At 73.2% G+C, this 26,793-nt stretch carries 23 protein-coding genes and 1 pseudogene; 12 read left to right on the forward strand and 12 right to left on the reverse strand.

What is annotated here, in order from left to right; all coding sequences use genetic code 11:
- The first annotated feature begins 73 nt into the window (after positions 1–73).
- The gene (locus tag VIG76_RS06580; RefSeq protein ID WP_331952340.1) at positions 74–772 is read left to right on the forward strand and encodes a hypothetical protein; all 699 of its coding nucleotides are present in this window, start codon (positions 74–76) and stop codon (positions 770–772) included.
- Positions 769–2,310: a DNA polymerase Y family protein gene (locus VIG76_RS06585; protein WP_331952342.1), complete on the forward strand. Its 1,542-nt coding sequence runs from the start codon at positions 769–771 to the stop codon at positions 2,308–2,310. The genes VIG76_RS06580 and VIG76_RS06585 overlap by 4 nt, the downstream gene beginning before the upstream one ends.
- A gap of 97 nt (positions 2,311–2,407) precedes the next feature.
- Here the strand turns inward: VIG76_RS06585 and VIG76_RS06590 are convergent, their stop codons facing one another.
- A complete protein-coding gene (locus VIG76_RS06590) occupies positions 2,408–3,049 on the reverse strand; it encodes a UdgX family uracil-DNA binding protein (RefSeq protein ID WP_331952344.1) in 642 nt (213 codons plus the stop codon).
- A 182-nt stretch (positions 3,050–3,231) separates the two neighbouring features.
- Here VIG76_RS06590 and VIG76_RS06595 point away from each other — a divergent pair, with 182 nt between their 5' ends.
- Together VIG76_RS06595 and VIG76_RS06600 are read left to right on the forward strand one after the other, a co-directional pair.
- Positions 3,232–6,663, forward strand: coding sequence for an error-prone DNA polymerase (locus VIG76_RS06595; RefSeq protein ID WP_331952346.1), 3,432 nt, complete (start codon positions 3,232–3,234; stop codon positions 6,661–6,663).
- A 113-nt stretch (positions 6,664–6,776) separates the two neighbouring features.
- Positions 6,777–7,148, forward strand: a pseudogene (locus tag VIG76_RS06600) (GNAT family N-acetyltransferase); the annotation flags it as partial.
- 26 nt (positions 7,149–7,174) lie between these two features.
- On the opposite strand, the gene VIG76_RS06605 reads toward VIG76_RS06600, so the two are convergent.
- Positions 7,175–8,083 carry an MSMEG_6728 family protein gene (locus VIG76_RS06605; protein WP_331952348.1) on the reverse strand — a complete coding sequence of 303 codons (909 nt, stop codon included), beginning with the start codon at positions 8,081–8,083 and terminating at the stop codon, positions 7,175–7,177.
- Between the two features lie 45 nt (positions 8,084–8,128).
- Positions 8,129–9,934 (reverse strand): DEAD/DEAH box helicase, encoded by a 1,806-nt coding sequence (locus VIG76_RS06610; protein WP_331952350.1) that lies wholly within the window; start codon positions 9,932–9,934, stop codon positions 8,129–8,131.
- Between the two features lie 119 nt (positions 9,935–10,053).
- On the opposite strand from VIG76_RS06610, the gene VIG76_RS06615 reads away from it, so the two are divergent.
- Positions 10,054–10,848 carry an SGNH/GDSL hydrolase family protein gene (locus tag VIG76_RS06615; protein WP_331952352.1) on the forward strand — a complete coding sequence of 265 codons (795 nt, stop codon included), beginning with the start codon at positions 10,054–10,056 and terminating at the stop codon, positions 10,846–10,848.
- Positions 10,849–10,864: 16 nt separating this feature from the next.
- Here the strand turns inward: VIG76_RS06615 and VIG76_RS06620 are convergent, their stop codons facing one another.
- On the reverse strand, positions 10,865–12,085 hold the full coding sequence (locus VIG76_RS06620; protein WP_331952354.1) for a D-alanyl-D-alanine carboxypeptidase family protein: 1,221 nt from the start codon (positions 12,083–12,085) through the stop codon (positions 10,865–10,867).
- Between the two features lie 44 nt (positions 12,086–12,129).
- Positions 12,130–12,936, reverse strand: a complete 807-nt coding sequence (locus VIG76_RS06625) for a TrmH family RNA methyltransferase (protein WP_331952382.1) — start codon at positions 12,934–12,936, stop codon at positions 12,130–12,132.
- A 69-nt stretch (positions 12,937–13,005) separates the two neighbouring features.
- Here VIG76_RS06625 and VIG76_RS06630 point away from each other — a divergent pair, with 69 nt between their 5' ends.
- Together VIG76_RS06630 and VIG76_RS06635 are read left to right on the forward strand one after the other, a co-directional pair.
- Positions 13,006–13,866 carry a Sir2 family NAD-dependent protein deacetylase gene (locus VIG76_RS06630; RefSeq protein ID WP_331952356.1) on the forward strand — a complete coding sequence of 287 codons (861 nt, stop codon included), beginning with the start codon at positions 13,006–13,008 and terminating at the stop codon, positions 13,864–13,866.
- Positions 13,867–13,906: 40 nt separating this feature from the next.
- A complete protein-coding gene (locus VIG76_RS06635; RefSeq protein WP_331952358.1) occupies positions 13,907–14,515 on the forward strand; it encodes a histidine phosphatase family protein in 609 nt (202 codons plus the stop codon).
- 102 nt (positions 14,516–14,617) lie between these two features.
- On the opposite strand, the gene VIG76_RS06640 is transcribed toward VIG76_RS06635, so the two are convergent.
- Together VIG76_RS06640 and VIG76_RS06645 are read right to left on the reverse strand one after the other, a co-directional pair.
- Positions 14,618–15,703, reverse strand: coding sequence for a glycosyltransferase family 4 protein (locus tag VIG76_RS06640; protein WP_331952384.1), 1,086 nt, complete (start codon positions 15,701–15,703; stop codon positions 14,618–14,620).
- Positions 15,704–15,705: 2 nt separating this feature from the next.
- A complete protein-coding gene (locus tag VIG76_RS06645; RefSeq protein WP_331952360.1) occupies positions 15,706–16,602 on the reverse strand; it encodes an alpha/beta fold hydrolase in 897 nt (298 codons plus the stop codon).
- Positions 16,603–16,735: 133 nt separating this feature from the next.
- On the opposite strand from VIG76_RS06645, the gene treS reads away from it, so the two are divergent.
- Together treS and VIG76_RS06655 are read left to right on the forward strand one after the other, a co-directional pair.
- On the forward strand, positions 16,736–18,502 hold the full coding sequence (treS, locus tag VIG76_RS06650; protein WP_331952362.1) for a maltose alpha-D-glucosyltransferase: 1,767 nt from the start codon (positions 16,736–16,738) through the stop codon (positions 18,500–18,502).
- Positions 18,503–18,553: 51 nt separating this feature from the next.
- Positions 18,554–19,312, forward strand: a complete 759-nt coding sequence (locus VIG76_RS06655; RefSeq protein ID WP_331952364.1) for an exonuclease domain-containing protein — start codon at positions 18,554–18,556, stop codon at positions 19,310–19,312.
- Positions 19,313–19,327: 15 nt separating this feature from the next.
- Here the strand turns inward: VIG76_RS06655 and VIG76_RS06660 are convergent, their stop codons facing one another.
- The 3 genes from VIG76_RS06660 to VIG76_RS06670 all read right to left on the reverse strand — a co-directional run bounded on the left by VIG76_RS06660 (position 19,328) and on the right by VIG76_RS06670 (position 21,989).
- Positions 19,328–20,857 carry a glycosyltransferase family 39 protein gene (locus VIG76_RS06660; RefSeq protein WP_331952386.1) on the reverse strand — a complete coding sequence of 510 codons (1,530 nt, stop codon included), beginning with the start codon at positions 20,855–20,857 and terminating at the stop codon, positions 19,328–19,330.
- Complete coding sequence (locus tag VIG76_RS06665) at positions 20,854–21,105, reverse strand: type B 50S ribosomal protein L31 (protein WP_331952366.1); 252 nt, start codon at positions 21,103–21,105, stop codon at positions 20,854–20,856. The genes VIG76_RS06660 and VIG76_RS06665 overlap by 4 nt, the downstream gene beginning before the upstream one ends.
- 95 nt (positions 21,106–21,200) lie before the next feature.
- The gene (locus VIG76_RS06670; protein ID WP_331952368.1) at positions 21,201–21,989 is read right to left on the reverse strand and encodes an ABC transporter ATP-binding protein; all 789 of its coding nucleotides are present in this window, start codon (positions 21,987–21,989) and stop codon (positions 21,201–21,203) included.
- 105 nt (positions 21,990–22,094) lie between these two features.
- On the opposite strand from VIG76_RS06670, the gene VIG76_RS06675 reads away from it, so the two are divergent.
- On the forward strand, positions 22,095–22,496 hold the full coding sequence (locus VIG76_RS06675; protein ID WP_331952370.1) for a DUF6855 family protein: 402 nt from the start codon (positions 22,095–22,097) through the stop codon (positions 22,494–22,496).
- Between the two features lies 1 nt (position 22,497).
- Here the strand turns inward: VIG76_RS06675 and glgA are convergent, their stop codons facing one another.
- Positions 22,498–23,685, reverse strand: a complete 1,188-nt coding sequence (glgA, locus tag VIG76_RS06680; RefSeq protein ID WP_331952372.1) for a glycogen synthase — start codon at positions 23,683–23,685, stop codon at positions 22,498–22,500.
- Between the two features lie 82 nt (positions 23,686–23,767).
- Between glgA and glgC the strand changes: the two genes are divergently transcribed.
- Both glgC and serB read left to right on the forward strand, forming a co-directional pair.
- Positions 23,768–25,009, forward strand: a complete 1,242-nt coding sequence (glgC, locus tag VIG76_RS06685) for a glucose-1-phosphate adenylyltransferase (RefSeq protein ID WP_331952374.1) — start codon at positions 23,768–23,770, stop codon at positions 25,007–25,009.
- Complete coding sequence (gene serB / locus VIG76_RS06690) at positions 25,006–25,653, forward strand: phosphoserine phosphatase SerB (protein WP_331952376.1); 648 nt, start codon at positions 25,006–25,008, stop codon at positions 25,651–25,653. The genes glgC and serB overlap by 4 nt, the downstream gene beginning before the upstream one ends.
- A gap of 28 nt (positions 25,654–25,681) precedes the next feature.
- Here serB and VIG76_RS06695 read toward each other — a convergent pair.
- On the reverse strand, positions 25,682–26,793 hold a 1,112-nt coding region (locus tag VIG76_RS06695), incomplete at its 5' end, for a DUF222 domain-containing protein (RefSeq protein ID WP_331952378.1).

Consider the following 26,793-nt stretch of genomic DNA (forward strand, 5'->3'; position numbering starts at 1 on the left):
TCACCCCCGCAGCGTACCGAGCACGGGTGACGGGCATGTTGCGCGCATCGAACGCGTGTTCGAAGATGAGGGGGTGTCCCTCTCCGCCGTGCAGCTCGCGCCGGAGGAGCGCGCCCGTACGGTCGAGCAGCTGCAGGCGCAGATCCGCGCCATGCAGGCCACCGGGCTCGGCGCCCGCACGCTGCCGACCCGCCCCGAGCTCGCGCCGCTGCTGCCCGGCGGGGCGCTGAAGGCCGGGGTCGCCTACGCGGTGCCCGACTCGCTCACCCTCGCGATGCTGCTGATGGCCGGGCCGAGCGCGGCCGGCGGCTGGTGCGCGGCGATCGGGGTGCCCGACTTCGGGATCGAGGCGGCGGCCGGGTTCGGGGTCGACCTCGACCGGCTCGTGCTCGTGCCGGAGCCCGGCGAGGCGTGGCTCGCCGTCGCCGCGCAGGTCGCCGACGTGCTGCCGGTCGTGCTGCTGCGGCCCCCGGCGCGCGCCGCCGCTGGAGAGGCGGCGCGGCTCGCGTCCCGGCTGCGGCAGCGCGGCTCGACCCTGCTCGTGCTCGGCCCGTGGGCGCAGGCGGAGGCGACCCTCGAGATCGAGACCACCTCCTGGACGGGCATCGGCACCGGATCCGGCTACCTCGCCGGCCGCGACGTGCGCATCGCGGTGACGGCCCGCGACATCCGCACGGTGCATCCGGTGCGCATCCGCGACGACGCGTGGAGCATCGGCGAGGCCGACCTCTGGGCCGAGCAGCCGGCGCGGCGACGGCTGGAGGCGGTGTGACGCCCGAGCGCGCGATCGTCGCCTGGTGCCCCGACTGGCCGATCCGCGCGGGCGCCGCGGAGGCGGGCGTCGACCTCGAGGCCGAGATCGCGGTCGTCGAGGCCGGCGTGGTGGCCGCGTGCTCGGCCGCGGCCCGGGCCGCCGGGGTGCGCCGCGGCCTGCGGATCCGGGAGGCGCAGGCCCGCTGCGCGACCCTCACCGTGCTGCCCGCGAACCCGGCCGCCGACGCGCGGCACTTCGAGCCGGTGCTGCTCGCGCTCGAGGCGGGCATCCCGACCGTGCAGGTCGCGCGGCCCGGCGTGGTGGTGATCCGCGCCCAGGGCCCCACCCGTTACTTCGGCGGGGAGGCCGAGGCGGCGGATGCGGTGCTCGGCCTGCTCGCGGCCGCGGGGGTGCCCGAGGCGCGGGTCGGGCTCGCCGACGGGCCGTTCGCCGCCGAGCAGGCCGCACGGTCCACGACGGCGGCCAGGCGCTCCAGGATCGTGCCGCTGGGCGGCAGCGCGGCGTTCCTCGCGCCCCTGCCGGTGGCGCTCACGGGGCTGCCCGAGCTCACGCAGGTGCTCGCGAAGCTCGGCGTGCGCACGCTCGGCGCGTTCGCGGCGCTGCCGGTCGACCAGGTGCGGGACCGGTTCGGCCCGTCGGGCGAGGCCGCGCACCGGGTCGCGGCCGGCCTCGATGCGCGTCGCGTCGTGCCGCGCACGGCGCCGAAGGACCGGGACGCCAGGATCGAGTTCGAGCCGCCGCTCGACCGGGTGGACCAGATCGCGTTCGCCCTCCGCCGCACCGCGGAGGGGTTCCTCGACGCCCTCACGGCCGACCTCGCCGTCTGCACCGGCCTCACCGTCGAGATCACCACCGAGGACGGCGGGGTGCGCCGGCGCACGTGGCTGCATCCGCGGTCCTTCACGCCCCTCGACGTGGTCGACCGGGTGCGCTGGCAGCTGACCGGGGTGGGCGTCGAGGAGCTGTCCGCCGCGGTGACCGCGGTGCGGCTCACGCCCGAGAACGTCGACGCGGCGGCGAACCACGAGCAGGGCCTGTGGGGTGGCGGACCGGACGAGCGGATCCACCACGCGCTCTCCCGCGTGCAGAGCATGCTCGGGCACGAGGCGGTGCTCACGGCCACGGTCGGCGGCGGCCGGCTGGTCGCGGACCGGCGCGTGCTCGCGCCGTGGGGCGAGCGGGCGGCGCCGCAGCGGGATCCGGAACGGCCGTGGCCCGGCCGCCTGCCCGGGTTCAGCCCGGCGAGCGTGCTCGGCGACCGGCCCGACGTCGCCGTGCTCGACCCGGCGGGCGAGACGGTCGCCGTCGACGAGCGCGGCATGCCGAGCGGGCCGCCGGCGGGCTTCGTGCCGCCCGGGTCGAGCTCCCGGCTGCTGGTCACCGCGTGGGCGGGGCCGTGGCCGGTCGACGAGCGCTGGTGGGACCCGGCGGCGGCACGCAGCGTGCACCGCCTGCAGGTCGTCGCTGGCGACGGATCCGCGTGGCTGCTCTGCTTCGAGTCCGGGCGGTGGTGGGCGGAGGCGCGGTACGACTAGCCGTGCGTTCTGCAGGATCCGGTGCGGTCTGCAGGACGCGCGGCGCGTGCCGGTCCTGCACATCGCACGCTGTCCTGCACACCGCGGGCGGCCGGGGTCAGCCCGCGGCGGCCGCAGCGGTCTTGAGGTCGCGGACGAGCGCGGCGTAGGCGTCGTCGTAGCCGGGGTCGTCCTTCATCCGCAGCACAGCCGACGGATGCGCGGTGAGCAGCGCCTTCGCGTCGGTGTCGGGGATCGCGCCCTCGAGCACGTGCCCGCGCTCGGCGCCGATGCGCACCGGGCGGCCGAACAGGGATCGGCCCGCGGTCGCGCCGAGCGCGACGACGATGCCGGGCGCGAGCTGCTGCAGCTCCGCGTGCAGCCACGGCCGGCACGCGGTGATGTGGACGGCCTCCGGCGTCTTATGCAGGCGGCGGGCGCCGCGCAGCTCGAACCGGAAGTGCTTCACCGCATTGGTCCGGTAGACGGTGGCCGGGTCGATCCCGGCGTCCCGCACCGCTTGCACGAGCAGCGTGCCTGCAGGGCCGACGAACGGCATGCCGCGCCGGTCCTCCTGATCGCCCGGCTGCTCGCCGACCAGCACCACCGACGCGGACGGCGGCCCGGCCGAGAACACGACCTGCGTCGCGGGCTCCCACAGCTCGCAGCCCCGGCAGGCCTCGGCGGCGGTCTTCAGCGCCGCGATGTCGGCGCCCTCCGGCACCCACTGCCGGGCGCCCGGCCGCTCGCGATCGTCCATCGCTCCTCCAACCCGTCTGCTGTCCGCACGGACAACTGTGGCCGCTAGAACCGCAACAGTTGTCCAAGCGGACAGCAGACGCTCGCGGCGGCGCGGGAGCGTCGGCGAACCACACGGTTGTAATTCGGCCGATGATCAGCGATTCCCTTGCCGATGTCGAACACGTCTTCGATACTGGTGCCATGGGCTACAGCAACCCACCAATCCCCTGGTCCGAGTTCGAGCGACGGCTCTCCGACTCGCGCCGCCCGGGCGGGCCGCCGGTCGCGGCCGACGGCGGCGACAGCCCGGCCTGGTCGCTGAAGCGGCACCCCTACCGGCCGAAGGAGCAGCCGCCCGCGGCCGACTCGGATGTCGTGCCCTACGCGGAGCTGCACGCGCACTCGAACTTCAGCTTCCTCGACGGCGCCTCGAGCCCAGAGGAGCTGCTCGAGGAGGCGAGCCGGCTCGGGCTGTCGGCGCTCGCCCTCACCGACCACGACGGCTTCTACGGAGCCGTGCGCCTCGCCGAGGCGGCGGAGCAGCACGCGGTGCACACCGTCTTCGGCGCCGAGCTCTCGCTCGGGCTCGGGGCGCCGCAGAACGGCGTGCCGGATCCGGAGGGCTCGCATCTGCTGCTGCTCGCCCGCGGCGCGGAGGGCTACCACGCGATGGCGTCGGCGATCACCGACGCGCAGCTCGCGGGCGCCGAGGGCTCCCCGACCGGCGGCGCCGAGAAGGGCAAGCCGGTCTACGACGAAGCCGCGCTCGTCGACGCCCTCAACGGCCGGGTGCTCGCCCTCACCGGCTGCCGCAAGGGCCGGGTGCGGCAGGCGCTCGTGACGGGCGCCGGCCTCGATCCGGTCGCCGCGGGGCGTGAGCTCGACCGGCTGGTCGGGCAGTTCGGCCGGGACGGCGTGGTCGTCGAGCTGTTCGACACCGGCGCCCCGCTCGACTCCGCCGCGAACGACGCGCTCTTCGCGCTCGCCGGCGCCCGGCGGCTGCCCGTCGTCGCCACCGCCAACGCCCACGTCGCCACCCCGGGCGGCCGCCGCCTCGCGACCGCGCTCGCCGCGGTGCGCGCCCGCCGCAGCCTCGACGAGATGGACGGCTGGCTGCCCGCATCCGCCGCCCCCCTGTACTCGGGAGCCGAGCAGCGGATCCGCTTCGCGCGCTACCCGGGGGCCGTGGAGACCACCGTCGACATCGCCGAGGACACCCGGTTCGCGCTGAAGAGCCTGAAGCCGGGCCTGCCGAAGCTCCCCGTCCCCGCGGGGCACACACCGATCACCTGGCTGAAGCAGCTCGTGCACGACGCGATTCCGCAGAAGTACCCGCGGGCGTCGCCGGCCGATCTCGCCCGGATCGATCGGGAGCTCGCGGTGATCGAGGAGAAGGACTTCCCCGGCTACTTCCTGATCGTCTACGACATCGTCCGCTACGCGAAGTCCCGCGGCATCCTCTGCCAGGGCCGCGGCAGCGCCGCGAACTCGGCCGTCTGCTACCTGCTCGGCATCACCGCGGTCGACTCGATCTTCTTCGACCTGCCGTTCGAGCGGTTCCTGTCGAGCATGCGCGACGAGGAGCCCGACATCGACGTCGACTTCGACTCCGACCGCCGCGAGGAGGTCATCCAGTACGTCTACGCCACCTACGGGCGGCGCAACGCGGCGCAGGTCGCGAACGTGATCACCTACCGGCCGAAGAACGCGGTGCGCGACATGGCGAAGGCGCTCGGCGCCTCCACCGGCCAGCAGGACGCGTGGAGCCGCCAGGTGGAGCGGTGGGGCGCGGTGACCTCGAGCGACGACCACGACATCCCGGCGTCCGTCGTCGAGCTCGCCGAGCAGGTGCTGAAGTTCCCGCGGCACCTCGGCATCCACTCCGGCGGCATGGTGCTCACCGACCGCCCGGTGGGCGAGGTGGTGCCGGTCGAGCACGCGCGGATGCCCGGCCGCACGGTGCTGCAGTGGGACAAGGACGACTGCGCCTGGATGGGGCTCGTGAAGTTCGACCTGCTCGGGCTCGGGATGCTCGCCGCGCTGCAGTACGCCTTCGACCTCGCCGCGGAGCACGTCGGCGAGCGGTGGACGCTCGAGACGATCCCGAAGGAGGAGCAGGGCGTCTACGACCAGCTCTGCCGCGCCGACACGGTCGGGGTGTTCCAGGTGGAGTCGCGGGCCCAGATGGGCACGCTCCCCCGGCTGCAGCCCCGCCGGTTCTACGACCTCGTCATCGAGGTGGCGCTCATCCGTCCCGGGCCGATCCAGGGCGGAGCGGTGCATCCGTACGTCCGGCGGCGGCTCGGCGACGAGCCGGTCACCTACCTGCATCCGCTGCTCGAGCCGGTGCTCGCCCGCACCCTGGGCGTCCCGATCTTCCAGGAGCAGCTGATGCAGGTCGCGATGGCGGTCGGCGGCTGCACGGGCGAGGACGCCGACCTGCTGCGGCGCGCGATGGGCTCGAAGCGCGGGATCGAGCGGATCGAGTCGCTGAAGGAGAAGCTCTACGCGGGGATGGCGGCGAACGGCATCGACCCGGCGACGGCCGACGAGATCTACCTGAAGATCCAGGCGTTCGCGAACTTCGGCTTCGCGGAAAGCCACTCGCTGAGCTTCGGGCTGCTCGTCTACGCGAGCGCGTGGATGCGGCTGCACTACCCGGGCGTCTTCCTCGCGGCGCTGCTCCGCGCGCAGCCGATGGGCTTCTACTCCCCCGCCTCACTCACCGCGGATGCCCGCCGGCACGGGGTCGAGATCCGGCGACCCGACATCAACGCGTCGCTCGTCGACCCGACCCTCGAACCCGTCGCTTCCGCGCAGGGACCCACCGGGATGGCCGGCTGCCTCGATGCGCAGCAGCCGCCGGTGGCGCCGCGGTTCGACCGCTCCGCTCCGATCGCGGATGTGCAGCACCGGCGTGACGGCAACCATGCGGTGCGGCTCGGCCTCACCGGCGTCACGGGCATCGGCCAGGCGCTTGCGGAGCGGATCGTGCGCGAGCGCACCGCGAGCGGTCCGTACATCGGCATCCGCGACCTCGCCCGGCGTGTGGGGCTCTCGGTGCCCCAGCTCGAGGCGCTCGCGACCGCCGGCGCGTTCGAGTGCTTCGGGATGAACACGCGGGAGGCGCTCTGGGCCGCCGGTCCTGCCGCGGAGGAGCGGCCGGAGTACCTGCCGCACACCTCGATCAGCGTGCAGCCGCCGCTGCTGCCCGAGCCGTCGGGCATGGACCGCGTCGCGGCCGACCTGTGGGCGACCGGCATCACGCCGGACGACCACCCGGTCGCGTACGTGCGCGGGGATCTCAGCCGCCGCGGCGTGCTCACGTCGAGCGCCCTGCGGTCCGCGGAGAGCGGCAGGCGCATCGAGGTCGGCGGCGTCGTCACGCACCGGCAGCGCCCGGCGACCGCGAGCGGCATCACGTTCCTGAACCTCGAGGACGAGACCGGGATGATCAACGTCATCGCGAGCGTCGGGGTCTGGCAGCGGTACCGCCGCGTGGCCCGGGAGGCGCCGGCGATGATCGTGCGCGGCATCCTCGAGCGCTCGCCCGAGGGCGTGGTGAACGTGGTCGCGGACCGGTTCGAGCGGCTGCCGATCGGCGCGCGGCACGTGTCCCGCGACTTCCGCTGACCCCGGAGCACGTCAGCGATCGTGCTGATGGGTGCTCGGTCGCCGGACGGCAAGATGGGGCCATGACCGTGATCCGGCCGCTCACCGAAGGCGACGCGGAGGCCACCGGCCGGATGCACCTCGCCGCCTGGCACGAGGCCTACGACGACCTGCTGCCCTCGTCCTTCTGGGCCGATTTCACGGAGGGGCGCCGCATCGAGGCTTGGCGGCGGACCGTGACGGACCCGTGGCCAGGCCAGCGGGCCGTGGTAGCGGAGCGCGAGGGCCGTATCGTCGGGGTCGCCGCGAGCGGACCCACCCGCACCCATCTGCCACACGGACGCCCGCCGGCCACCGACCGCGAGGTGTACTCGATCTACGTGCTCGCCTCGGAGCAGGGCACGGGCACCGGGGTACGCCTGCTCGACGCCGTCCTGCCGCCCGGCACCGCCGGCGAGCTCTGGGTGTTCGAGGCGAATCCACGGGCCCTGGCGTTCTACGCGAAGCACGGCTTCGCACCCGACGGCGAGCGCTACGTCTTCGGCCCCGACCTCGGCGGCCAGGCCGAGATCCGGATGGTCCGCTGCTCGGGGTGCAGGTCGCCGGCGCCCGCGCGCACCGCATGCGGTGGTGCCACCGGGAAGAGGCGCCGAGGGTTCTGCAGCTCTGCCGGCACCGGCAGCTCGCCCCGGGCGAGGTCGCCCTCGTACCGAGCCGACCGTGCGAGGTACTCCGCCCCGTCGATCGTGACGGATGCGGGCGGTCCGGTGATCTCCGCGAGGTGCAGCAGCGCGGGATCCGCCGCGCCCAGCACCGCCACGAGCACACCCGGCGCGAGCTCCTCCGCGAACCGCTCGTGCTGCTGCCGCCAGGCCGGGGTGATCTTGCCGGCCGAGTTGGCCTGCGGGATGCCCACCAGGCCCGCGTCGCGCCAGCTGTCGAGGTCGTCGACCCGGACGACCCAGAGCGGCGCGACGTGCGGCTCCTGCGGCGCAGCGGGCGCCGGTGGCCACACGTACTCGAGGTCGAGCGGCGTGCCGGGGAAGCGCGTGCCGTAGAAGTCCGGATCCTTCGCGATCAGCCGCGACCGGTGGCTCTCGTGCACGACAGGATCGCCGAGCCACGGCGGGAGCAGCCCACGCTCCGCCAGCTCGTCCTGCGGCACCCCGTCGACCTCCGGCGCGAACTCGACCAGCTGCGGCCGCACGGTGTCCGCATGGCCGCGGCCGAGCCACTCGTCGGTCATCGCGAGCCCGTACGCCGTCAGCCCGGGCACGTGGCCGCGCCACATCTGCACGACCGGGTGCCGCTGCCATCCGTAGGTCGGCACGAGCAGCGCGCGCAGGATCTGCAGCGTCTCGACGCGCTGCTTGCCGAGCCGCGGGCCGTCGAGCACGGCCGCGCTCGCCGCGAACGACGGATACGGCAGGAAGGTCTGCATCGGCCGGAACCCTAGGCCGCGCCCCCGAGCGGCAGCCGAACGGCGTCAGCCGTTGATGCGCTTCCGGAGCAGGTCGATCCGGGCCTGCAGCTGCTCCGGCGACGCCTGCGCGACGGCCGGGCCGCCGCAGATCCGTCGCAGCTCGGCGTGCACGGAGCCGTGGGGCGCGTTCGTGCGGTGGGCCCACAGCCCGACGAGGTCGTTCAGCAGGCTCCGCTGCTCCTTGATCCGCTTGTGCAGCGGCAGGTCGTGCACCGGCTGCCGCGTCGGCGCAGGCGCGCTGGGCGGCGCGACGCGGCCCTTGCCGCGGCGCTGCTGCTTCGCCTGCCGGTGCCGCAGCAGGTCGCGCACCTGGTCCGGCTCGAGCAGGCCGGGCAGCCCGAGGAAGTCGAGCTCCTCCTCGCTGCCCACCTCCGCCTCGAAGCCGAACTCGCCGCCGTCGTAGAGCACGCGGTCGAACTTCGCGTCGCTGCCGAGCGCCTGGAACGCACCGTCGAGCGTGAGCGCCTCTGACGCCTTGTCCTGGCGGTTCGCCGCGGTGAGGGCGTCCTCGTCGAGGGCGCCGGACATGTCGTCGTCGGACGGCCGGTCGAGAGCGTGGTCGCGCTCCAGCTCGAGCTGCTCGGCGAGCTTCAGCAGCACCGGCACGTTCGGCAGGAAGACGGATGCGCTCTCGCCGCGCTTCCGCGCGCGCACGAAGCGGCCGATCGCCTGGGCGAAGAACAGCGGGGTCGATGCGTTCGTGGCGTAGACGCCGACGCAGAGCCGCGGCACGTCGACGCCTTCCGACACCATCCGCACCGCGACGAGCCAGCGCGAGGTGCCCGCCGAGTAGTCGGCGATCCGGTCGCTCGCCTCCTTCTCGTCGGAGAGCACGACGGTCGCCGGCTCCCCGGTGATCACCTCGAGCCGCTTCGCGTACGCGCGTGCCGTGGTCTTGTCGGAGGCGATGACGAGCCCGCCTGCATCCGGCACGTGGCGCCGCACCTCGGTGAGCCGCTGGTCCGCGGCCTGCAGCACCGCGGGGATCCAGTCCCCCTCGGGCGACAGGGCGGTGCGCCAGGCCTGCGCGGTGATGTCCTTCGTGGTCGCCTCGCCGAGGCTCGCGCTCATCTCCTCGCCGGCCGAGGTGCGCCAGCGCATCGCGCCGCTGTAGACCATGAAGAGCACGGGCCGCACGACGCCGTCCTCCAGCGCCCGGCGGTAGCCGTACGAGTAGTCGGACATCGACGTGCGGATGCCGTCGGCGTCCGGCGCGTAGCTGACGAACGGGATCGGCGCGGTGTCGCTCCGGAACGGCGTCCCGGTGAGCAGCAGCCGGCGGGTGGCGTTGCCGAACGACTCCCGCATGGCGTCGCCCCAGGAGAGCGCGTCGCCGCCGTGGTGCACCTCGTCGAGGATGACGAGCGTCTTCGCCGACTCGGTGAGCCGCTTGTGCAGCGCCGCGTCGACGCCGACCTGCGCGTAGGTGAGGGCCGCGCCGTGCCAGTGCCGCCCGAGCCACCCGTCGGAGTTCTTGAACACGGGGTTCAGGTGGATCGCGACCCGCTCGGCCGCCTCCGCCCACTGCCGCTTCAGGTGGTCCGTCGGCGCCACCACCGTGACCCGCTCGACCGTGCCGCGCGCGAGCAGCTCCTTCGCGAGCCGGAGCGCGAACGTCGTCTTGCCGGCGCCGGGCGTCGCGGCGGCGAGGAAGTCGCGGGGCTCGCGCTCGAAGTAGGCGGCGAGCGCCTCCTCCTGCCAGCGCCGCAGCGAGCCGGCGGTCCCGCGCGGCGCCCGGTCGGGGAAGGCGGGCGGCAGGTTCGCGGCCTGGTGGGCACCGGGGGCGGCGTCGAACAGGTGCGTGGACATGCGGTTGTCGAGGCTAATCGAGCCCCGGCGGACACGCCGACCAGCGCCGCCGGCCGGGCGCGTCACCTGGACGCGCCCCTCCGCCGGCGGTCGGATACTGGAGCACCGGAGGATCACGGATGACGGACACGATCGACACCCCGGCGCTGCCGGCTGCGGCACCGACCACCTGGCTGCGCTACGTCGCGGTCGGCGACTCGTTCACCGAGGGGGTGGGCGATCCGGATCCGGAGAGCCCCGGCGGCCTGCGCGGCTGGGCGGACCGGGTGGCCGAGGTGCTCGGCGAGCGCTCCCCCGACTTCGCCTACGCGAACCTCGCAGTGCGCGGCAAGCTGCTCGCCCAGATCGTCGACGAGCAGATCGAGGCGGCGGTCGCGCTGCAGCCCGACCTCATCACGATCTCCGCCGGCGGCAACGACGTCATCCGCCCCGGCACCGACCCCGACGTGATCGCGGCCCGATTCGACCCGGCGCTCGAGGCGCTCGCCGCCACCGGGGCGACGGTCGTGCTCTTCACCGGCGTCGACGTCGGCTTCTCCCCCGTCTTCCGGCGCATCCGCGGCAAGACGGCGGTCTACAACGAGCACCTCCGCGTGCTCGCGGCGAAGCACGGCGCGCTCGTCGCCGACCAGTGGGGCCTGAAGGTGATCCAGGACGCCCGCTACTGGTCGATCGACCGCCTCCACCTGAACACCCTCGGCCACCACGAGGTCGCCCGCATGGTCCTCGACACCCTCGGCGTCGAGCACGACCTGGAGCCCGGCCGTCCCGAGCCGCACAAGCCGCAGACGTGGCGGCAGGCGCGTCGCGACGACCTGGTCTGGACGCGGGAGTACTTCCTGCCCTGGGTGGGCCGCCGCATCCGCCGGGTGTCCTCGGGCGACACGATCCAGCCGAAGCGTCCCGGCTTCTGACGCGCGCGCTCCGCGGCTAGCGGAGCGGGTGCGTGAGCCGCCACCACACGGGCGCGGCGAGCACGTTCCGGTCGAGCAGCAGCGGCACCGCGACGGTGCGGCCGGCGATCGCGAAGGCGACGGAGCCGACCCGCTCGTTCTTCCGGCCGCCGCGGATGTCCTCGACCTGCGTCGTCCGCGACACGTGCTGCTTGCCCCAGACGAGCACCATCGCGTCGGCGCCGGCGACGGCCTTCGCGGTGCCGCCCCACTTCGTGTGGTAGGTCGCGAAGGGCTCGGCCTTCGTCGAGAGCTTCACCTCGTGGAGGCCCGCCGTCACGCTCCTCAGCAGGCCCGGCACGGTCGCGTCGAGCTGCGGATGCGAGGGGGCGCCGAGGATCACGCCCACCAGCTCGACGGGCTGCCCGTCGACCGACACCTTCGCGGTGAAGAGCAGGCAGGCGCCGGCCTGGTCCGTCGTCCCGGTCTTCATCCCGTCGACCCCGGCCTGCCCGAGCAGCTCGTTGGTGTTCGTGAGGAGGCCGATCTGCGGCTCGGTGACGCTGTGCATCGAGACGATCTCCGCGAGCACGGCGTTCGCGTGGGCGAGCATGCCGAGCGCGACGAGGTCGCTCGGCGTGCTCTTGTCACCCGCGTCCAGCCCGTTCGAGTCGACGAGCGTCGTGTGGGTGAGGCCGTGCGCTTTCAGGAACGCCTTCGCCGCGGTGAGGAACCTCGGGACGGAGCCGTACGCCCAGATCGCGAGGGACTCGGCGTAGTTGTTGGCGGACGGCAGCATCGTGGTCTCGATCGCCTGACGCTCCGTGAGCTTCCAGCCGGCCGCGACCGGCGCGTTCGAGCCGTTGTTGGCGATCACCTGGTCGTAGATCTGCACGTCGCGGTCGGTGAACGTGATCGTCGGGCCCTGCTCGCTGCCGGTCAGCGGCTTCTTCTCGAGCACCACGAGCATCGTGACGACCTTCGTGATGCTCGCGATCGAGTGGGGCTTCTGGCTGCCGGAGGTGGCGAGCACACCGGGAAGCCCGACCGCGCCGACGGCGCCGTCGCCGAACGACGGGAACGTCGCGTGCGCCGCTGGGGTGGTCGTCGGCGCCGCCTGGGGGACGCTCGCCTGCGCCTCGGGCACCGGGGCGAGGATCGCGACGGGCACGCCGATCGCGACGATCAGGATGAAGACCGCGAGCACTCCGACGACGAGTCGGCGCAGCCGGAAGTTCGGCGCATCGTCGTTCGGCACCGCAGAAGGATACGGAACATCCGCGGCCCTCCCCCGGATGGGGGTCACCGCACGCGTGTCGCCCAGAGCGCGACGGCCGCGGCAGCGGCCACGTTCAGCGAGTCGACGCCGTGCAGCATCGGGATGGTGACCGTCGTGTCGGCGACGGCGAGCGCCGCGCGGCTGAGCCCGTCGCCCTCCGCCCCGAGCACGAGCGCGAGCCGTTCGGGCGGGTCCTGCTCGAGCACGTCGAGGCCGACGGCGTCGTCGGCGAGGGCGAGCGCGACGATCACGAACCCGGCGTCGTGGAGCAGCGGCGCGGCGGTCCGCCACTCGGGAAGGCGGGTCCATGGCACCTGCAGCACCGTGCCCATGCTCACGCGGACGCTCCGCCGGTAGAGCGGATCCGCGCAGCGCGGTGTCACGAGCACCGCATCCGCCCCGAGCGCGGCCACACTGCGGAACACCGCGCCGACGTTCGTGTGGTCGACGAGGTCCTCGAGGACGACGACGCGGCGGGCGTCGCGAAGCAGCTCGGCGGGATCCGGCAGGTCGGGCCGGTGCATCGAGGCGAGCGCGCCGCGGTGCAGGTGGAAGCCCGTCATCCCGGCGAGCGCCGCGTCGTCGCCGATGTACACCGGCACGTCCGGGAACGGCGCGAGCAGCGGCTCGAGCTGCGGGAGCCACTCGCCGCGGGCGAGGACCGCGCGCGGCCGGTGGCCCGCGGCGAGCGCCCGCTCGATCACCTTGGTCGACTCGGCGAGGTAGAGCCCTCCGGCCGGCTCGAGCTTGCGCCGCAGCGCCACGTCGGTGAGCCGCACGAAGTCCTCGAGCGCCGGGTCGGCGAGTCCTTCGGGCGGCAGCGGTCGCACCTGCACACGCGCCTCCTCGAATCGGTCGGACGAAACCTGCCCGAAAACTCGCCCGATTATGCTGCCCGGATGAGCCTGACCACGGGCGTCGCCCCGGCGGGAAGCCCGGCGGCCGAGCCCGCGGGGCTCGAGAAGGCCCTCCCGCTGCTCGCCGGCCGCATCGCGGTGCTCACCGGCGCCGGGGTCAGCACGGACTCCGGCATCCCGGACTACCGGGGCCGCGACGCGGTCCCCCGCACGCCGATGACGATCCAGCAGTTCGTCTCCGGCGTTCCGTTCCGCCAGCGCTACTGGGCGGGCAGCTACCTCGGCTGGTCGCGCTTCGTCGCCGCGGAGCCGAACGAGGGCCACCGGGCGCTCGCCGAGCTCGAGGCGGCCGGCCACGTCAACGGGATCGTCACGCAGAACGTCGACGGGCTGCACGCGAAGGCGGGTTCGCAGCGCATCGTCGAGGTGCACGGCTCCGTGCACCGGGTGCTCTGCCTCGTCTGCGGGCAGACCTTCGCGCGGTCGAGCATCGCCGAGCGGATCGAGGCGGCGAACGCCTGGTTCGTCGAACGCGGCGCGTCCGGGGTGCTGAACCCGGACGGCGACGCGGACGTCGGCGACGTCTCCGACTTCGTCGTCCCCGACTGCACCGTCTGCGGCGGCGTGCTGAAGCCCGACGTCGTCTTCTTCGGCGAGTTCGTGCCGACCGAGCGCTTCGTCGAGGCGAGCGCCCTCGTCCGCACCGCCGACGCGCTGCTCGTCGCCGGCTCCTCCCTGGCGGTGAACAGCGGCATCCGGCTGCTCGAGCAGGCCCGCCGGCGCCGCATCCCGATCGTGGTCGTGAACCGCGGGGACACGAAGGGCGACAAGGTGGCCGCGGTTAAGATCGACGCCGGGACCTCGGAGACCCTCAGCGCACTCCGCGCGCATCTGATCGCGTGATCGCGGGCCGGGGCCGCCCCTCGAGCCCTGGAGCACCGCCATGACCGACCTCGTCCTCGTCCGCCACGGGGAGACCGAGTGGAATCGCCTCGGCCGCGTCCAGGGCCTCTCCGACATCCCGCTGAACGAGACCGGGCGGCGCCAGGCACGCGAAGCCGGCCGCCGCCTCGCCCGACAGCACTGGGACGGCATCGCCTCCAGCCCGCTCTCCCGCGCAGCAGAGACGGCCCGGATCATCGCTTCCGAGGTCGCCCTCGGCGAGCCGGAGCTCGTCGAGGCGCTCGTGGAGCGCAACTACGGCGAGGCCGAAGGGATGACCGGCGAGGAGATCGACCGCCGCTGGGCGGGCGTGCTGAAGGCGCGGGAGCCGCGGGAGGCGGTCATCGAGCGGGTGCGGCCCGCCCTGCTCGCGCTCGCCGAGAAGCACCCGGGCAGCCGGCTGCTCGTCGTCAGCCACGGCGGCGTGATCGGCTCGCTGGTCCGCGACGTCACCCGCTGGACCTGGCCCGAGCGCGGCGTCCGGATCGAGAACGGCTCCGACCACGTGTTCCGGGTCGAGGACGGCCGGATCTCCCTCATCACCTTCGCCGGTCGTCCCTGGTCGTCGGACCTCCTCCCGGTCGTGGACCCGGTCTCCACCGCCGACTGAGCGCGCCGGACTTCGCGCCGACGGGCCACTTCGGGCAGAACGGGCGTCCGATGACGCCCATCCGCGCCCGAAACCGCCCGTCGGGCCCTCGGCCCACGTGGGTCAGCGGTGGCGCGAGGCCGCCACGCGCTGCAGCACGGGCAGCAGGCGGGCGGCGGATGCGTCCCAGCTGTAGGTCGCCACGTGCGCGAGCGCGGTGTTCGAGCGGCGCCGCCACTCCCCCACGTCCTCGAGCCGCCGCACGGCCGCGGCGAACGACTTCGGGTCGCCGACCCGGGCGTAGATCGCGGCGTCGCCGCCGACCTCGCGGAAGATCGGGATGTCCGAGAGCACGACCGGCACGCCCCGCGACATCGCCTCGACCACCGGGATGCCGAAGCCCTCGTCGCGGGAGGCGGAGACGAGCGCGGTCGCCTCGTCGAGCAGCCGCGCGTACTCGGCGTCGTCGACGCCGTCGTGGAAGACCAGGTCGGCACCGCCCGCATCCGCCGCGACCTGCTCGAGGCCGGCGCGCTCGGTCGCGGAGATGCGGCTGGCGAGGTGCAGCGTCCAACCCGGCAGCAGCGCCGCTGCCCGCACGAGGGTGGCCACGTCCTTGTACGCGATGAACGCGCCCATGTAGACCAGCGACCGCTGCCGCGGGCCGGGCGCCGCCTCCGCCAGCGGCGCGGTGTCGGGCGCGTTCGGCACGACGGTGACGCGCTTGCGGGTGAGCCGGTGCTTCGCGATCTCCGCGGCCACCGTCGCCGAGACGGTGACCACCTCGTCGGCGCGGCCGAGCAGCACCCGCTGCGGCAGGTAGCTGAGGTAGGCGACCCGCCAGAGCAGCCGCACCCACCAGGCGAACTCGGCGGGCGGCGTCCGGTGCCGGTAGTAGATGAGGTCGTGCAGCGTGAGCACGAGTCCGTAGCGGCGACCGAGCGAGCCGGACGTCTGCATCGGGCTGAAGACGACGTCGGGCTGCAGCCGGTTCACGACGCGCGGGATGAGCGGCTCGAGCGGGTGCGTGACCGGGCGGGTGCGCGCCCACGGCAGGTCGGGCAGCAGCGCGAGCTGCCGCTCGTCGTCGATGAGCATCGTCAGCGGCACGAGCAGTCCGAGGGCCCCGGTGATGCCTGCGGTGTACCGGCTGATCCCGTCGTGCCGGCCGTCACGCCGGATGTAGCGGCAGTCGACGACGAGCCGCATCGTCACGGGACGGGGACGCCCGCGAAGCGCGCGATCTCCCTGGCGGCGGCCTCGGGCGTCTCGTAGTGCACGAGGTGCCCGACCGACGGGATGACCGTGAGCGTCGCATCCGGCAGCATCCGCTGCAGCGCTTCGACGTCCTTCACGAACGTGATGTCGTCGTGCTCGGCGGCCACGAGGTGCACGGGCAGGTGCAGCTGCGAGGCGTACTCGGTGATGTCGTGGGTGACGGAGGCCTCGAAGGCCTCGAGCACGACGCGGCGGTTGGCGTAGCCGGAGAAGTAGCGGTCGTGCTGGTTGTGGATCCACCGGCGCAGGGCCGGCTCCTTCGTCTTCGCGAGCACGATCGAGGACCCGCGCACCACCGCGCGGTTCTTCAGGAGCGCTCCGCCGACCCCCTCGGGCAGCGCGCCGCCGACCCGGTAGTAGAGCGAGGCGAGGCGGGTGCCGAGCGCGTTCGGCCCGGACAGCGCGGGCGCCGCGATCGGGTTCACGAGGATGGCCCGGGAGGCGGGCAGCCCCGCGGCGAGCGCCGCGGCGACGACGATCGTGCCGAACGAGTGCCCGAGCACGATCGTGGAGTCGTCCAGCCCGAGCTCGCGGGCGAACGCCGCGACCCAGGCGGCGTAGCCGTCGATGGAGTGCTCGCCCGGCAGCGGCGCCGAGAGGCCGAAGCCCGGCAGGTCGGGCGCGATGATGTGCACGCCGGGCAGGTAGGCGATCACGGGCTCGAGGCCGTGGTGGTCGCCGCGGAAGCCGTGCACGAAGAGCAGCGTCGGGCCGTCGCCGGCCTCGCCGTACTCCCACCAGGAGGCCGGCACGCCGTCCACCTGCACCTCGTGCTGGGTCAGCGGCGTGCGCGCGAGCAGCGCGGCGTAGGGCGAGGGCACGACCTTCATCGCGGTCAGTCTAGGAAGCGCGGGGCCCGGGTGCGGGAGGCGCCGCACGGAAGCAGGAAGTCCACGGGGAGCGCGCTGCACGCCGTCCTATGCTGACGCGGACCCGCCTGCCGTTCGGAAGGACAGCATCCCTGTGAGCTTCACCGCCCCGATCCAGCTGCCCGGTCTGACGAGGGACCCCCTCTGGTACAAGCGGGCGGTGTTCTACGAGGTGATGGTGCGCTGCTTCGTCGACTCGAACGGCGACGGCACCGGGGACCTCGGCGGCCTCGCCTCGCGCCTCGACTACCTGCAGTGGCTCGGGATCGACTGCCTGTGGCTGCCGCCGTTCTACATGTCGCCCCTCCGCGACGGCGGCTACGACATCTCCGACTTCAAGCGCGTGCTGCCCGAGTTCGGCACCATCGACGAGTTCCGCGACCTCGTGCGCCGGGCGCACGAGCGCAACATGCGGATCATCATGGACTTCCCGCTGAACCACACCTCGGTCGACCACGAGTGGTTCCAGCAGTCGCGCAGCGACCCGGAGGGCCCCTACGGGGACTTCTACGTGTGGAGCGACACGGATGAGAAGTACCCCAACATCCGCATCATCTTCGTCGACACCGAGGACTCGAACTGGGCGTTCGACCCCGTGCGCCGGCAGTACTACTTCCACCGCTTCTTCTCCCACCAGCCCGACCTGAACTTCGAGAACCCGGCGGTGCGCGACGCGATCGTCGACATCGTCAAGTTCTGGCTCGACATGGGGGTCGACGGCCTGCGGCTCGACGCCATCCCGTACCTCTACGAGAGCGAGGAGGGCAACGGCGAGGGCGAGCCGAAGACGCACGACTTCATCAAGGAGCTGCGTGAGATCGTCGACCGGGAGTACCCGGGCCGCATCCTGCTCGCCGAGGCGAACCAGTGGCCCCGCGAGGTCGCGGCGTTCTTCGGCAGCGAGGACGAGCCGGAGTGCCACATGGCCTTCGACTTCCCGGTCATGCCGCGGATCTTCTACTCGCTGCGCTCCCAGACCGCCACCGAGCTCGTGAACATCCTGTCCGAGACGACGGACATCCCGACCGCCGCCACCTGGGGCGTCTTCCTCCGCAACCACGACGAGCTGACGCTCGAGATGGTCGACGAGGAGTACCGGCAGGCGATGTACGGCTGGTACGCCTACGACCCGCGGATGCGCTCGAACATCGGCATCCGCCGGCGCCTCGCGCCGCTGCTCGACAACTCGCGCGCCGAGCTCGAGCTCGCCCACGCGCTGCTCTTCTCGCTGCCCGGGAGCCCGTTCCTGTACTACGGGGACGAGATCGGGATGGGCGACAACATCTGGCTGAACGACCGGGACTCGTCCCGCACGCCGATGCAGTGGACGCCCGACCGGAACGCCGGGTTCTCGACGGCGGATCCCGGCAAGCTCTACCTGCCGGTCGTGCAGTCGCTCGTCTACCACTACTCGCTCGTCAACGTGGAGTCGCAGCTCGCGCAGTCGCGGTCGCTGCTGCACTGGATCCGGAACGTGATCCACACGCGGAAGGCGCATCCGGTGTTCGGCTTCGGTGACCTCACCGTGCTGCCGACCGACCACGACTCGGCACTCGCGTTCCTCCGGTCGTATGCCGGCAGCGGCACGTCGACGGGGCTCGGCGACCCGCCGGAGCAGGTGATCTGCGCGTTCAGCTTCTCGCAGAACCCGATCGCGTTCACGATCACAGCGCCCGAGCTGGCCGGCGCGCAGCTCACCGACCTCTTCGGCGGCGCCCGGTTCCCCACGTTCGACGCGGAGGGCAGGGTCACGATCACCCTCGGCACGCAGACCTTCTTCTGGCTGAAGGTCACGCTGCCGCAGGAGCCGGCGACCATGACGACCGCGATCCCGGTGATCACGCCGCAGCCGGCGATCTGAGGCCGCCGCGCCCTGCCAGGCGCTGTCGGAGGGCGCCCCTACTCTCGCGGCATGACGGATCAGGGGGTCGAGCTCGAGCTCGAAGGGGTGACGGTCGAGACGGTGATCTCGGCCGCGGCGGCCGCGGCCGGGTGGTCGCAGGCGCTCGGCGTGTTCGACCTCGAGACGACCGGTGTCGACACGGCGACGGCCCGCATCGTGACCGCCCACGTCGGCGTGATCGATGAGAACGGCGCCGTCGTGGAGCGCAAGGACTGGATCGTCGACCCCGGCATCGCGATCCCCGACGGGGCCGCCCGCGTGCACGGCATCACCACCGAGCGCGCGCGCCGGTTCGGGCGCTCGCCCTTCGAGGTCGTGCCGGAGATCCTCGCCGCGATCCGCAGCGTCTTCGAGCGCGGCTTCCCGCTCGTGATCTACAACGCCCCGTACGACCTCACGCTGCTCGCGGCCGAGGCGGCGCGGGTGGGTGTGCCCGCGCTCGAGCTGCCCGCCCCCATCGTGGACCCGCTGGTGCTCGACAAGGCCGTCGACCGCTACCGCAAAGGCAAGCGCACCCTCGAGGCCGCTGCCGCGGCGTACGGGGTACCGCTGCTCGACGCGCACGACGCCGGCGCGGATGCGATCGCCGCCGGCCGGCTCGCGCAGGCGATCGCCGGCCGCTACGCGGACGACCTCGACCTGTCGGCCGCCGAGCTGCACGAGCAGCAGGTGGCCTGGTGCCGCGAGCAGACCGCGCGCTTCGAGGAGTACATGCAGCGCACGCACGACCCGGCGTTCACGGCTTCCGGCGCCTGGCCCTGCCGGTAGGCGCTCGCCCGGGGCTCAGCCGAGGTGCGCGGCCCGCGCCCAGATCGACGACATCGACGCGGTGCGGCCGGTGCACACCTGGATCGGCGCGCCCTGCTCCTCGCTGTGCACCGCGAGTCCGCTGTCGAGGTGGCCGACGGTGCGGCAGGACCGGAACGCCCCGTGCAGCCAGGAGAGGGTGCGGCCCACGGCGACCACCGTGGTCGTGGCGGCGGGCGGCGCCTGCAGGTCGTGCATCCCGTTGTGCCCGCTGTACACCCGAGGGGCGAGCGCGGGCGTGAAGCGCTCGAGCGCTCCCGCCTCGCCGTAGTTGGCGGTGAGCACCACGGTGCCGGGCTGGTGCGTCTCGGGAACTGCGTTCACCTCGGCCGCGTACCGGGGCCATCCGACCTGGTCGCGGGCGACCTTGTCCCAGGCCGGGATCGGCGTCAGCCCGAGTACGGGCAGCGGCACGATCGGCAGGGAGACGATGGCGCAGACGACCGCGTTGACCGCGACCGCCGCGATCACCAGGTGTCGCCGTCCCCGCGTCGACGCCCATTCCGTCACGGGGATGCAGCCGACCGCGAAGACCGCGGCCAGCACCCCGTAGCAGTAGTAGAACTGCGAGCCCATCGCGATCACGAGCGCCACGGCGACCGCGAAGGCCACGCTCAGCAGCCGAAGGGGCCGCCACTCGGGCCGCCGGGCGATGGCGACGAGTCCCGCGACCCACATCGGCACGAGCGTGGGGCCGAGCAGGACGGTCAGGAATGGCACGATGAACGGCCGCACGAGCATCCCGTTCGCCGAGGAGAGGGCCGAGCCCATCGCGAGCTGCGGGTACCCCGAGACCACCTGGTAGATCAGGTTGGGCGCCCCGACCAGCAGGGCGAGCACCGCCCCGGCGAGGGCGCGCAGCCAGGTGCGCCCCGGCACCTTGAGCACGAGGAGGCCCGTGGCGATGCCCACGAGGAGCACGACGACGAGCAGCTTGTTGTAGAGGCTCAGGCCCGCGACGAGGCCGGCGGCGAGCCACCAGCCCGTGCGGTCCCGGATCAGCCCCTTCAGCGCGAGGAGCAGGACGAGCGGCCAGACGAGCAGGTCGAGCGACGCGGTGAGCATCACGTGGCCGAGCTGCAACGTGAAGTCCGCGAAGCCGTAGCCCCAGGCGGCGAGGGCCTGCGCCCGTCGGTCGCCGCCGGCCTCGCCGGTGATGGCCGCGACGACGACGACCGACGCGGCCGCGGCCAGGGCCGCGGGGATCCGGATCGCCCAGACGGTGTCGACGATCAGCGAGATCCCGTGCACGAGCAGCGGAGTCAGCGGCGGCTGATCGGTGTACCCCCAGGCGGCGGGGAGCAGCCGGAAGTAGAGCTCGTCGCGGTGGTACCCGTAGGCCGGCGACAGCGCCAGCAGGACGACGAGCAGCGCCGCCGCGGCCAGCAGGACCGGCCCGCGCGCGAGGCGAGCGGGCGTCAGCGACGCTGAGAGGACCGATCGGGCCGGTGCGGGCGCCTCAGGCGCCCGGACGAGCTCGATCGGCCCTGAGGCGGAAGTGGTCAGCGACCGAAGTTCTTGAAGCGCTGGTTGAACTTCTCGACGCGGCCGGCCGAGTCGAGGATGCGCTGCTTGCCCGTGTAGAAGGGGTGCGAGGCCGACGAGATCTCGACGTCGATCACCGGGTAGGTGTTGCCGTCCTCCCACTCGATGGTCTTGCCGGAGCCGACGGTCGAGCGGGTGAGGAACGTCTCGCCGGAAGCGAGGTCGCGGAACACGACGGGACGGTACTCGGGGTGGATGCCGGTCTTCATGCGAATCCTTCTGCGGGAGGCGAGATCGTGGCCGGGATCGTGGACACCCGGACGGGGCCGCTATCGCGGCCGACCGTCGATCCTACCAGGCGGGGTCAGCCGAAGGAGGCCCGGGCGGCGTAGCGGCCGTCGCGGTCGGTGATCTCCACGGGCAGCCCGAAGGTCTCCTCGATCCGCTCGGACGTGATCGTCTCGGGGATCGGGCCGGCCGCGACGACGCGGCCCTCGCGGAGCAGCAGGGCGTGCGTGAACCCGACGGGGATCTCCTCCACGTGGTGGGTCACCATGACCATCCCGGGCGCGGCCGGCGCGCTGGCGTAGCCGCCCAGCAGCTGCAGCAGCTCCTCGCGGGCGCCGAGGTCGAGGCTCGCGGCGGGCTCGTCGAGCAGCAGCAGCTCCGGGTCGGTCATCACGGCGCGGGCGATCTGCACCCGCTTCTGCTCGCCGTCGGACAGGTCGCCGAACCGCCGCTCGCCGAGGTGGTCGAGCCGCCACTCCGCCAGCACGCGCTGCGCGCGCCGCGTGTCGATGTCCTCGTACTGCTCGCTCCACCGGCCGGTGACGCTGTAGGCGGCCGTGAGCACCACGTCGAGCACCGTCTCGGAGGCCGGGATGCGCTTCGCCATCGCGGTGGAGGCGAACCCGATGCGGGGCCGCAGCTCGAACACGTCGGCACGGCCGAGCTTCGAGTCGAGCACCTCGACGGTGCCGCGGGTCGGGTGCAGCTGCGCGGCGGCGAGCTGGAGCAGGGTCGTCTTGCCTGCGCCGTTCGGTCCGAGGATCACCCAGCGCTCGGCGCTGTCCACGCTCCACGAGACGCCGTCGAGGATCGTCGTGCCGTTGCGGGTGAGGGAGACGTCGGTCAGCTGCAACACCACAGGCATGGCCTCAACCCTACCGAGCGCGAACCGGGCGAATCCCTCCGGAGGGGCTAGGCGCGAGACCGCGGCGCGTGGTCGACTGTGCTCCGACACGAGGAGGTGCCGGCGATGGCCGAGGGCACGAAGGACGACCCGTGGGTGCTCACCACGCCTCCCGGCACGTCGGAGTACCGGATGTGGCGGGAGCCGGACGCGGACCCGCCCGCGATCGTCTGCCAGGTGGGCTCGACCACCCTGCGCTACCGCCCCGAGGCGATCGACGACCTCCACGGATGGCTCGTCGCGCAGGGCGACTGGGTCCCGCTCGGCGCCGCGGACGAGCAGAAGCCCGCCGCCGACGGCACGGTGGAGGCCTTCGGGCGCGACCCGGGCAACCCGGTCGGCGGCTGGTACGGGCTCCGCAAGGGCTACCGCGGGCGCTTCGGCATGTACCTGCCGCCGCTGCTCGAGGCGCTCGGCATGGCCGAGCTGACGCACGACGCCCGGAACAACCGGATGCGGGCGCGCTGAGTCAGCCGGCGAGCAAGCCCTCGTAGATCGACACGGTCTGGGCGCCGATGGCGTCCCAGTCGAAGACGGCCTCCGCGCGGGCGCGGCCGGCGGCACCGTAGCGCTGCGCGGTCGCCCGGTCGGCGACCACCTCGGTGAGGGCGGCGGCGAGGTCCGACACGAAGCGCTCGGCGTCGAGCGGGGTGCCGGTCCCGTCGGTCGCCTGGTCGATGGGGACCAGCCGCCCGGTCTCGCCGTCGACGATGACCTCGGGGATGCCGCCGGTGGCGGTCCCGACCACGGCGGTGCCGCAGGCCATCGCCTCGAGGTTCACGATCCCGAGGGGCTCGTACACGGAGGGACAGACGAAGACGTCCGCGGCGGTCAGCAGCGCCGTCAGCTCGGGGCGCGGGAGGATCCGCTCGATCCACACGACGCCGCTGCGCTCCTGCTGCAGCTCCTGCACGAGGCCTGCGACCTCGGCCATGATCTCCTTCGTGTCGGGGGCGCCGGCGCAGAGCACGAGCTGCACGTCGGCGGGCAGCCGCTTCGCCGCCCGCAGCAGGTAGGGCAGGCCCTTCTGGCGGGTGATCCGCCCCACGAAGATGATGGTCGGCCGGTCGGGATCCACGCCGAGCGCCCGGACGGCATCGGCGTCCGGGTTCGGGCGCCACGCGTCGAGGTCGATGCCGTTGTAGACGACGTGCATGCGGGCCGGGTCGACGCCCGGGTAGCTGCGGAGGATGTCCTCCCCCATGCCGCGCGACACGGCGATGACCGCATCCGCGGCCTCGAACGCGGTCCGCTCGATCGCGCTGGAGATGCGGTAGCCGCCGCCCAGCTGCTCCGCCTTCCAGGGCCGCAAGGGCTCGAGGCTGTGCGCGGTGACGACGTGCGGGACGCCGTGCAGCAGCTTCGCGAGGTGCCCGCCGGCGTTCGCGTACCAGGTGTGCGAGTGCACCAGGTCGGTCCCGGCGGCGCCCTGCGCCATCTGCAGGTCGACCCCGAGGGTCGTGAGCGAGCCGTTCGCGCCGTCGAGCTCCGAGGGGGTGCGGTAGGCGGTCACGCCCGGCTCGTCGCGGGGTTCGCCGAAGCAGCGCACCTGCACCTCGATCCGGGACCGGAGGGCCTTCACCAGCTCCGCCGCATGCACGCCTGCTCCGCCGTAGATCTCGGGCGGATACTCCCTGGTCAAGAGGTCGACTCGCATGGCCGTCACCCTAGCCCGGAGGTCGCAGGAAGTCCCGGTCGGGGGCCAGCCACGCGCCCTCCCCGGGCGATACGGTGTGGCCATGCCATCGAAGAAGATTTTCGGCATCGTGCTCGCCGGCGGCGAGGGCAAGCGGCTCATGCCGTTGACCGAGGACCGAGCGAAGCCCGCCGTGCCCTTCGGCGGCGTGTACCGGCTCGTGGACTTCGCCCTGTCGAACCTGCTGAACTCCGGCATCACGCAGATCGTCGTGCTCACGCAGTACAAGTCGCACAGCCTCGACCGCCACGTCGCGGAGACCTGGCGGCTCTCGGGCCTGCTCAACTCCTACGTCGCCTCGGTGCCCGCGCAGCAGCGGCTCGGCAAGCGCTGGTTCGCCGGCAGCGCCGACGCGATCTACCAGAGCCTCAACCTGATCGGTGACGAGCAGCCCGACATCGTCGTCGTGGTCGGCGCCGACCACGTCTACCGGATGGACTTCGGGCAGATGATCGACGCCCACATCTCCTCCGGGCGCCGCGCGACCGTCGCCGCGATCCGCCAGCCGATCGAGCTCGCCAGCTCCTTCGGCGTGATCGACGTCGACCGGGCGGACCCGACGCGGATCAAGCGGTTCCTCGAGAAGCCGAAGGACCCCGAGGGCCTGCCCGACTCCCCCGGCGAGGTGCTCGCCTCGATGGGCAACTACGTGTTCGACACCGACGCGCTGATCGAGGCCGTCCGCGAGGACGCGCAGCTCGAGGGCTCGAACCACGACATGGGCGGCGACATCGTCCCCTACTTCGTCAACAACGACCAGGCCGGCGTCTACGACCTCATCCGCAACGAGGTGCCGGGCGCGACCGACCGCGACCGCTACTACTGGCGCGACGTGGGGACGATCGAGTCGTTCTTCGACGCGCACATGGACCTCGTGTCAGCGCTGCCGGTCTTCAACCTCTACAACCGGTCCTGGCCGATCTACACGCAGACGCTGAACTCGCCGCCCGCGAAGTTCAACCGCGACGGCTGGGGCAACAACACGGTCGTGCACGACTCGATCGTGTCGCCCGGCTCGATCTTCAGCGGCTCGCGGATCGTGAACAGCGTGCTCGGCCCGTGGGCGATCGTCGAGTCCGGCGGCGCCGTCTCCGACTCGGTGCTCTTCGACCGGGTGCGGATCGGCCGCGGCGCGGTCGTGCAGCGCGCGGTGCTCGACAAGAACGTCGTGATCGAGGACGGCGCACGCGTCGGCATCGAGCGCGAGCGCGACCTCGAGCGCGGCTTCACGGTCACCGACAGCGGGATCACCGTCGTCGGCAAGGGGGTCCGGGTCCGACCGTGAGGGCCGGGAACCGCGGCCCGCTGGTCGTCCTCGACGTCGACTCGACGCTGATCGGCCAGGAGGTCGTGGACCTGCTCGCGGACGCCGCCGGCGTCGGCGACGAGGTGGCCGCGATCACCGCCGCCGCGATGCGCGGCGAGCTCGACTTCGCGGGCAGCCTGACGCGGCGCGTCGCGCTGCTCGAGGGGCTGCCGGAGGCCGTGCTCGCGGACGTGCGGGAGCGGATCACCGTGACCGACGGCGTACCGGCCCTGATCGCCGCGGTGCACGAGGCGGGCGGCGCGGTGTGCGCCGTATCGGGCGGCTTCGATCAGGTGCTCGACCCGCTCGGGCGGGAGCTCGGGCTCGACCGGTGGCGCGCGAACCGACTCGGGGTCGTCGACGGGCGGCTCACGGGGCGCATCGACGGCCCGATCGTCGACGCCGGCGTGAAGCGGGACGCGCTGCTCGGCTGGGCCGCGGAGCTGGGCATCCCGCTCGGGCGCACGGTCGCGATCGGCGACGGCGCGAACGATCTGCTCATGCTCGACGCCGCGGCGCTCGGGGTGGCCTTCGATGCGAAGCCGGCCGTCCGGGCCCGCGCCGATGTCGTGCTTGCGGGCCGAGACCTGGGCCCGGTGCTCGCCCTGCTCGGGCTCACCTGAGCCCACCCGCCTCTCGCACCTGAGGCGCTCAGGCCGCTTTCGCGTGGGTGGGTGGTGCGCCTCTCGGGCGGGTCTGCATCCGGTGGCGGGGTTCGGGTGGGCCGTTCCATCGTTTGGGGACGAGGTGGGGGAAGCCGTTGTGGACCCGGATCTCCTGCTGGAACGCCTTGGAATGCACCAGGTGGTGGTGGAACGCACAGAGGAGCACCCCGTTCTGCACGTCGGTGCCGCCGTCGTCGCGGTGCCACCACTCGATGTAATGCGCCTCGGTCCCCGCGGCCGGGGCGGTGCAGCCGGGGTAGGCGCATCCGCCGTACCGGACCACCAGGGTCTTGCGTTGCGCGGGCGTGAAGAGGCGCTCCGCGCGGCCGAGGGCGAGTGGTTCGCCCGCCTCTCCGGTGACGAGCAGCCGGAGGCCGCCGCCGCAGGCGAGCCGCTCCACGGACGGGATCGAGATCCGTGCCGCGACCCCGTCGATGCTCCCGCAGCCCCGCCCGGCCTGCAGGTCGGCGAGTGTGGTGGTGACGATGACTTCGTGGCCGGGCTTGGTCGGGCCGGCTTTGGCGTCGTCTGAGGCGGACATCCCGGCCTTCAGCAGCGCGATCACGGTGTCGAAGTCGAACTGGGCCTTGCTGCGCCGCTCGCCCTCGGTCTCCCGCCACCCGGATTCGAGCTCGTCGGTCTCGTCGCAGTCCTCGCGCTGCCAGTGCACGCCCCGGCGGACGCTGTGCAACGCGGCGCGGATGACGGCGGCGTCCTCGGCGCCGGCGAGCCCGCGGAACGGGGTCATCCCGTGCAGGCCTTCGCGGCCGAGGGTGAAGGAGCGCTTGCGGTGCTGCTCGTCCTCGTCGGGCTCGGCGCCGTCGGGGTCGAGGTAGACGCGCCAGGTGTCGGCATGGATCCGGACCAGCTCGGGACCGACCTCGCAGGCGACCTCGGTGGGCGCCGCCTCGGCGACCGGCAGCTGCTCGCGATCCGCCCGACGCCGGACCGACTGCAACGTCTCCACGATGATCCGCGCCGACTCGAGGCCGACCTCGCCCGCCTGCACCGCGGCCGCGAGCTCGGGATAGCGGCCGGGCACCTCCTCGCCGGCGAGGGTGTGCCGCGGCTGCAGCGCCAGGCCGAGCCCGATGCGCC

Source organism: Amnibacterium sp., assembly GCF_036559085.1.
GTDB lineage: Bacteria > Actinomycetota > Actinomycetes > Actinomycetales > Microbacteriaceae > Amnibacterium.

What these genes read in the sequence shown, in the direction of transcription:
- VIG76_RS06590 (WP_331952344.1), bottom strand. Translation starts at nt 3,049, where the DNA reads ATGGACGATCGCGAGCGGCCGGGCGCCCGGCAGTGGGTGCCGGAGGGC.
- VIG76_RS06595 (WP_331952346.1), top strand. Translation starts at nt 3,232, where the DNA reads ATGGGCTACAGCAACCCACCAATCCCCTGGTCCGAGTTCGAGCGACGG.
- VIG76_RS06605 (WP_331952348.1), bottom strand. Translation starts at nt 8,083, where the DNA reads ATGCAGACCTTCCTGCCGTATCCGTCGTTCGCGGCGAGCGCGGCCGTG.
- VIG76_RS06610 (WP_331952350.1), bottom strand. Translation starts at nt 9,934, where the DNA reads ATGTCCACGCACCTGTTCGACGCCGCCCCCGGTGCCCACCAGGCCGCG.
- VIG76_RS06615 (WP_331952352.1), top strand. Translation starts at nt 10,054, where the DNA reads ATGACGGACACGATCGACACCCCGGCGCTGCCGGCTGCGGCACCGACC.
- VIG76_RS06630 (WP_331952356.1), top strand. Translation starts at nt 13,006, where the DNA reads ATGAGCCTGACCACGGGCGTCGCCCCGGCGGGAAGCCCGGCGGCCGAG.
- VIG76_RS06635 (WP_331952358.1), top strand. Translation starts at nt 13,907, where the DNA reads ATGACCGACCTCGTCCTCGTCCGCCACGGGGAGACCGAGTGGAATCGC.
- VIG76_RS06640 (WP_331952384.1), bottom strand. Translation starts at nt 15,703, where the DNA reads ATGCGGCTCGTCGTCGACTGCCGCTACATCCGGCGTGACGGCCGGCAC.
- VIG76_RS06645 (WP_331952360.1), bottom strand. Translation starts at nt 16,602, where the DNA reads ATGAAGGTCGTGCCCTCGCCCTACGCCGCGCTGCTCGCGCGCACGCCG.
- VIG76_RS06655 (WP_331952364.1), top strand. Translation starts at nt 18,554, where the DNA reads ATGACGGATCAGGGGGTCGAGCTCGAGCTCGAAGGGGTGACGGTCGAG.
- VIG76_RS06665 (WP_331952366.1), bottom strand. Translation starts at nt 21,105, where the DNA reads ATGAAGACCGGCATCCACCCCGAGTACCGTCCCGTCGTGTTCCGCGAC.
- VIG76_RS06670 (WP_331952368.1), bottom strand. Translation starts at nt 21,989, where the DNA reads ATGCCTGTGGTGTTGCAGCTGACCGACGTCTCCCTCACCCGCAACGGC.
- VIG76_RS06675 (WP_331952370.1), top strand. Translation starts at nt 22,095, where the DNA reads ATGGCCGAGGGCACGAAGGACGACCCGTGGGTGCTCACCACGCCTCCC.
- glgA (WP_331952372.1), bottom strand. Translation starts at nt 23,685, where the DNA reads ATGCGAGTCGACCTCTTGACCAGGGAGTATCCGCCCGAGATCTACGGC.
- glgC (WP_331952374.1), top strand. Translation starts at nt 23,768, where the DNA reads ATGCCATCGAAGAAGATTTTCGGCATCGTGCTCGCCGGCGGCGAGGGC.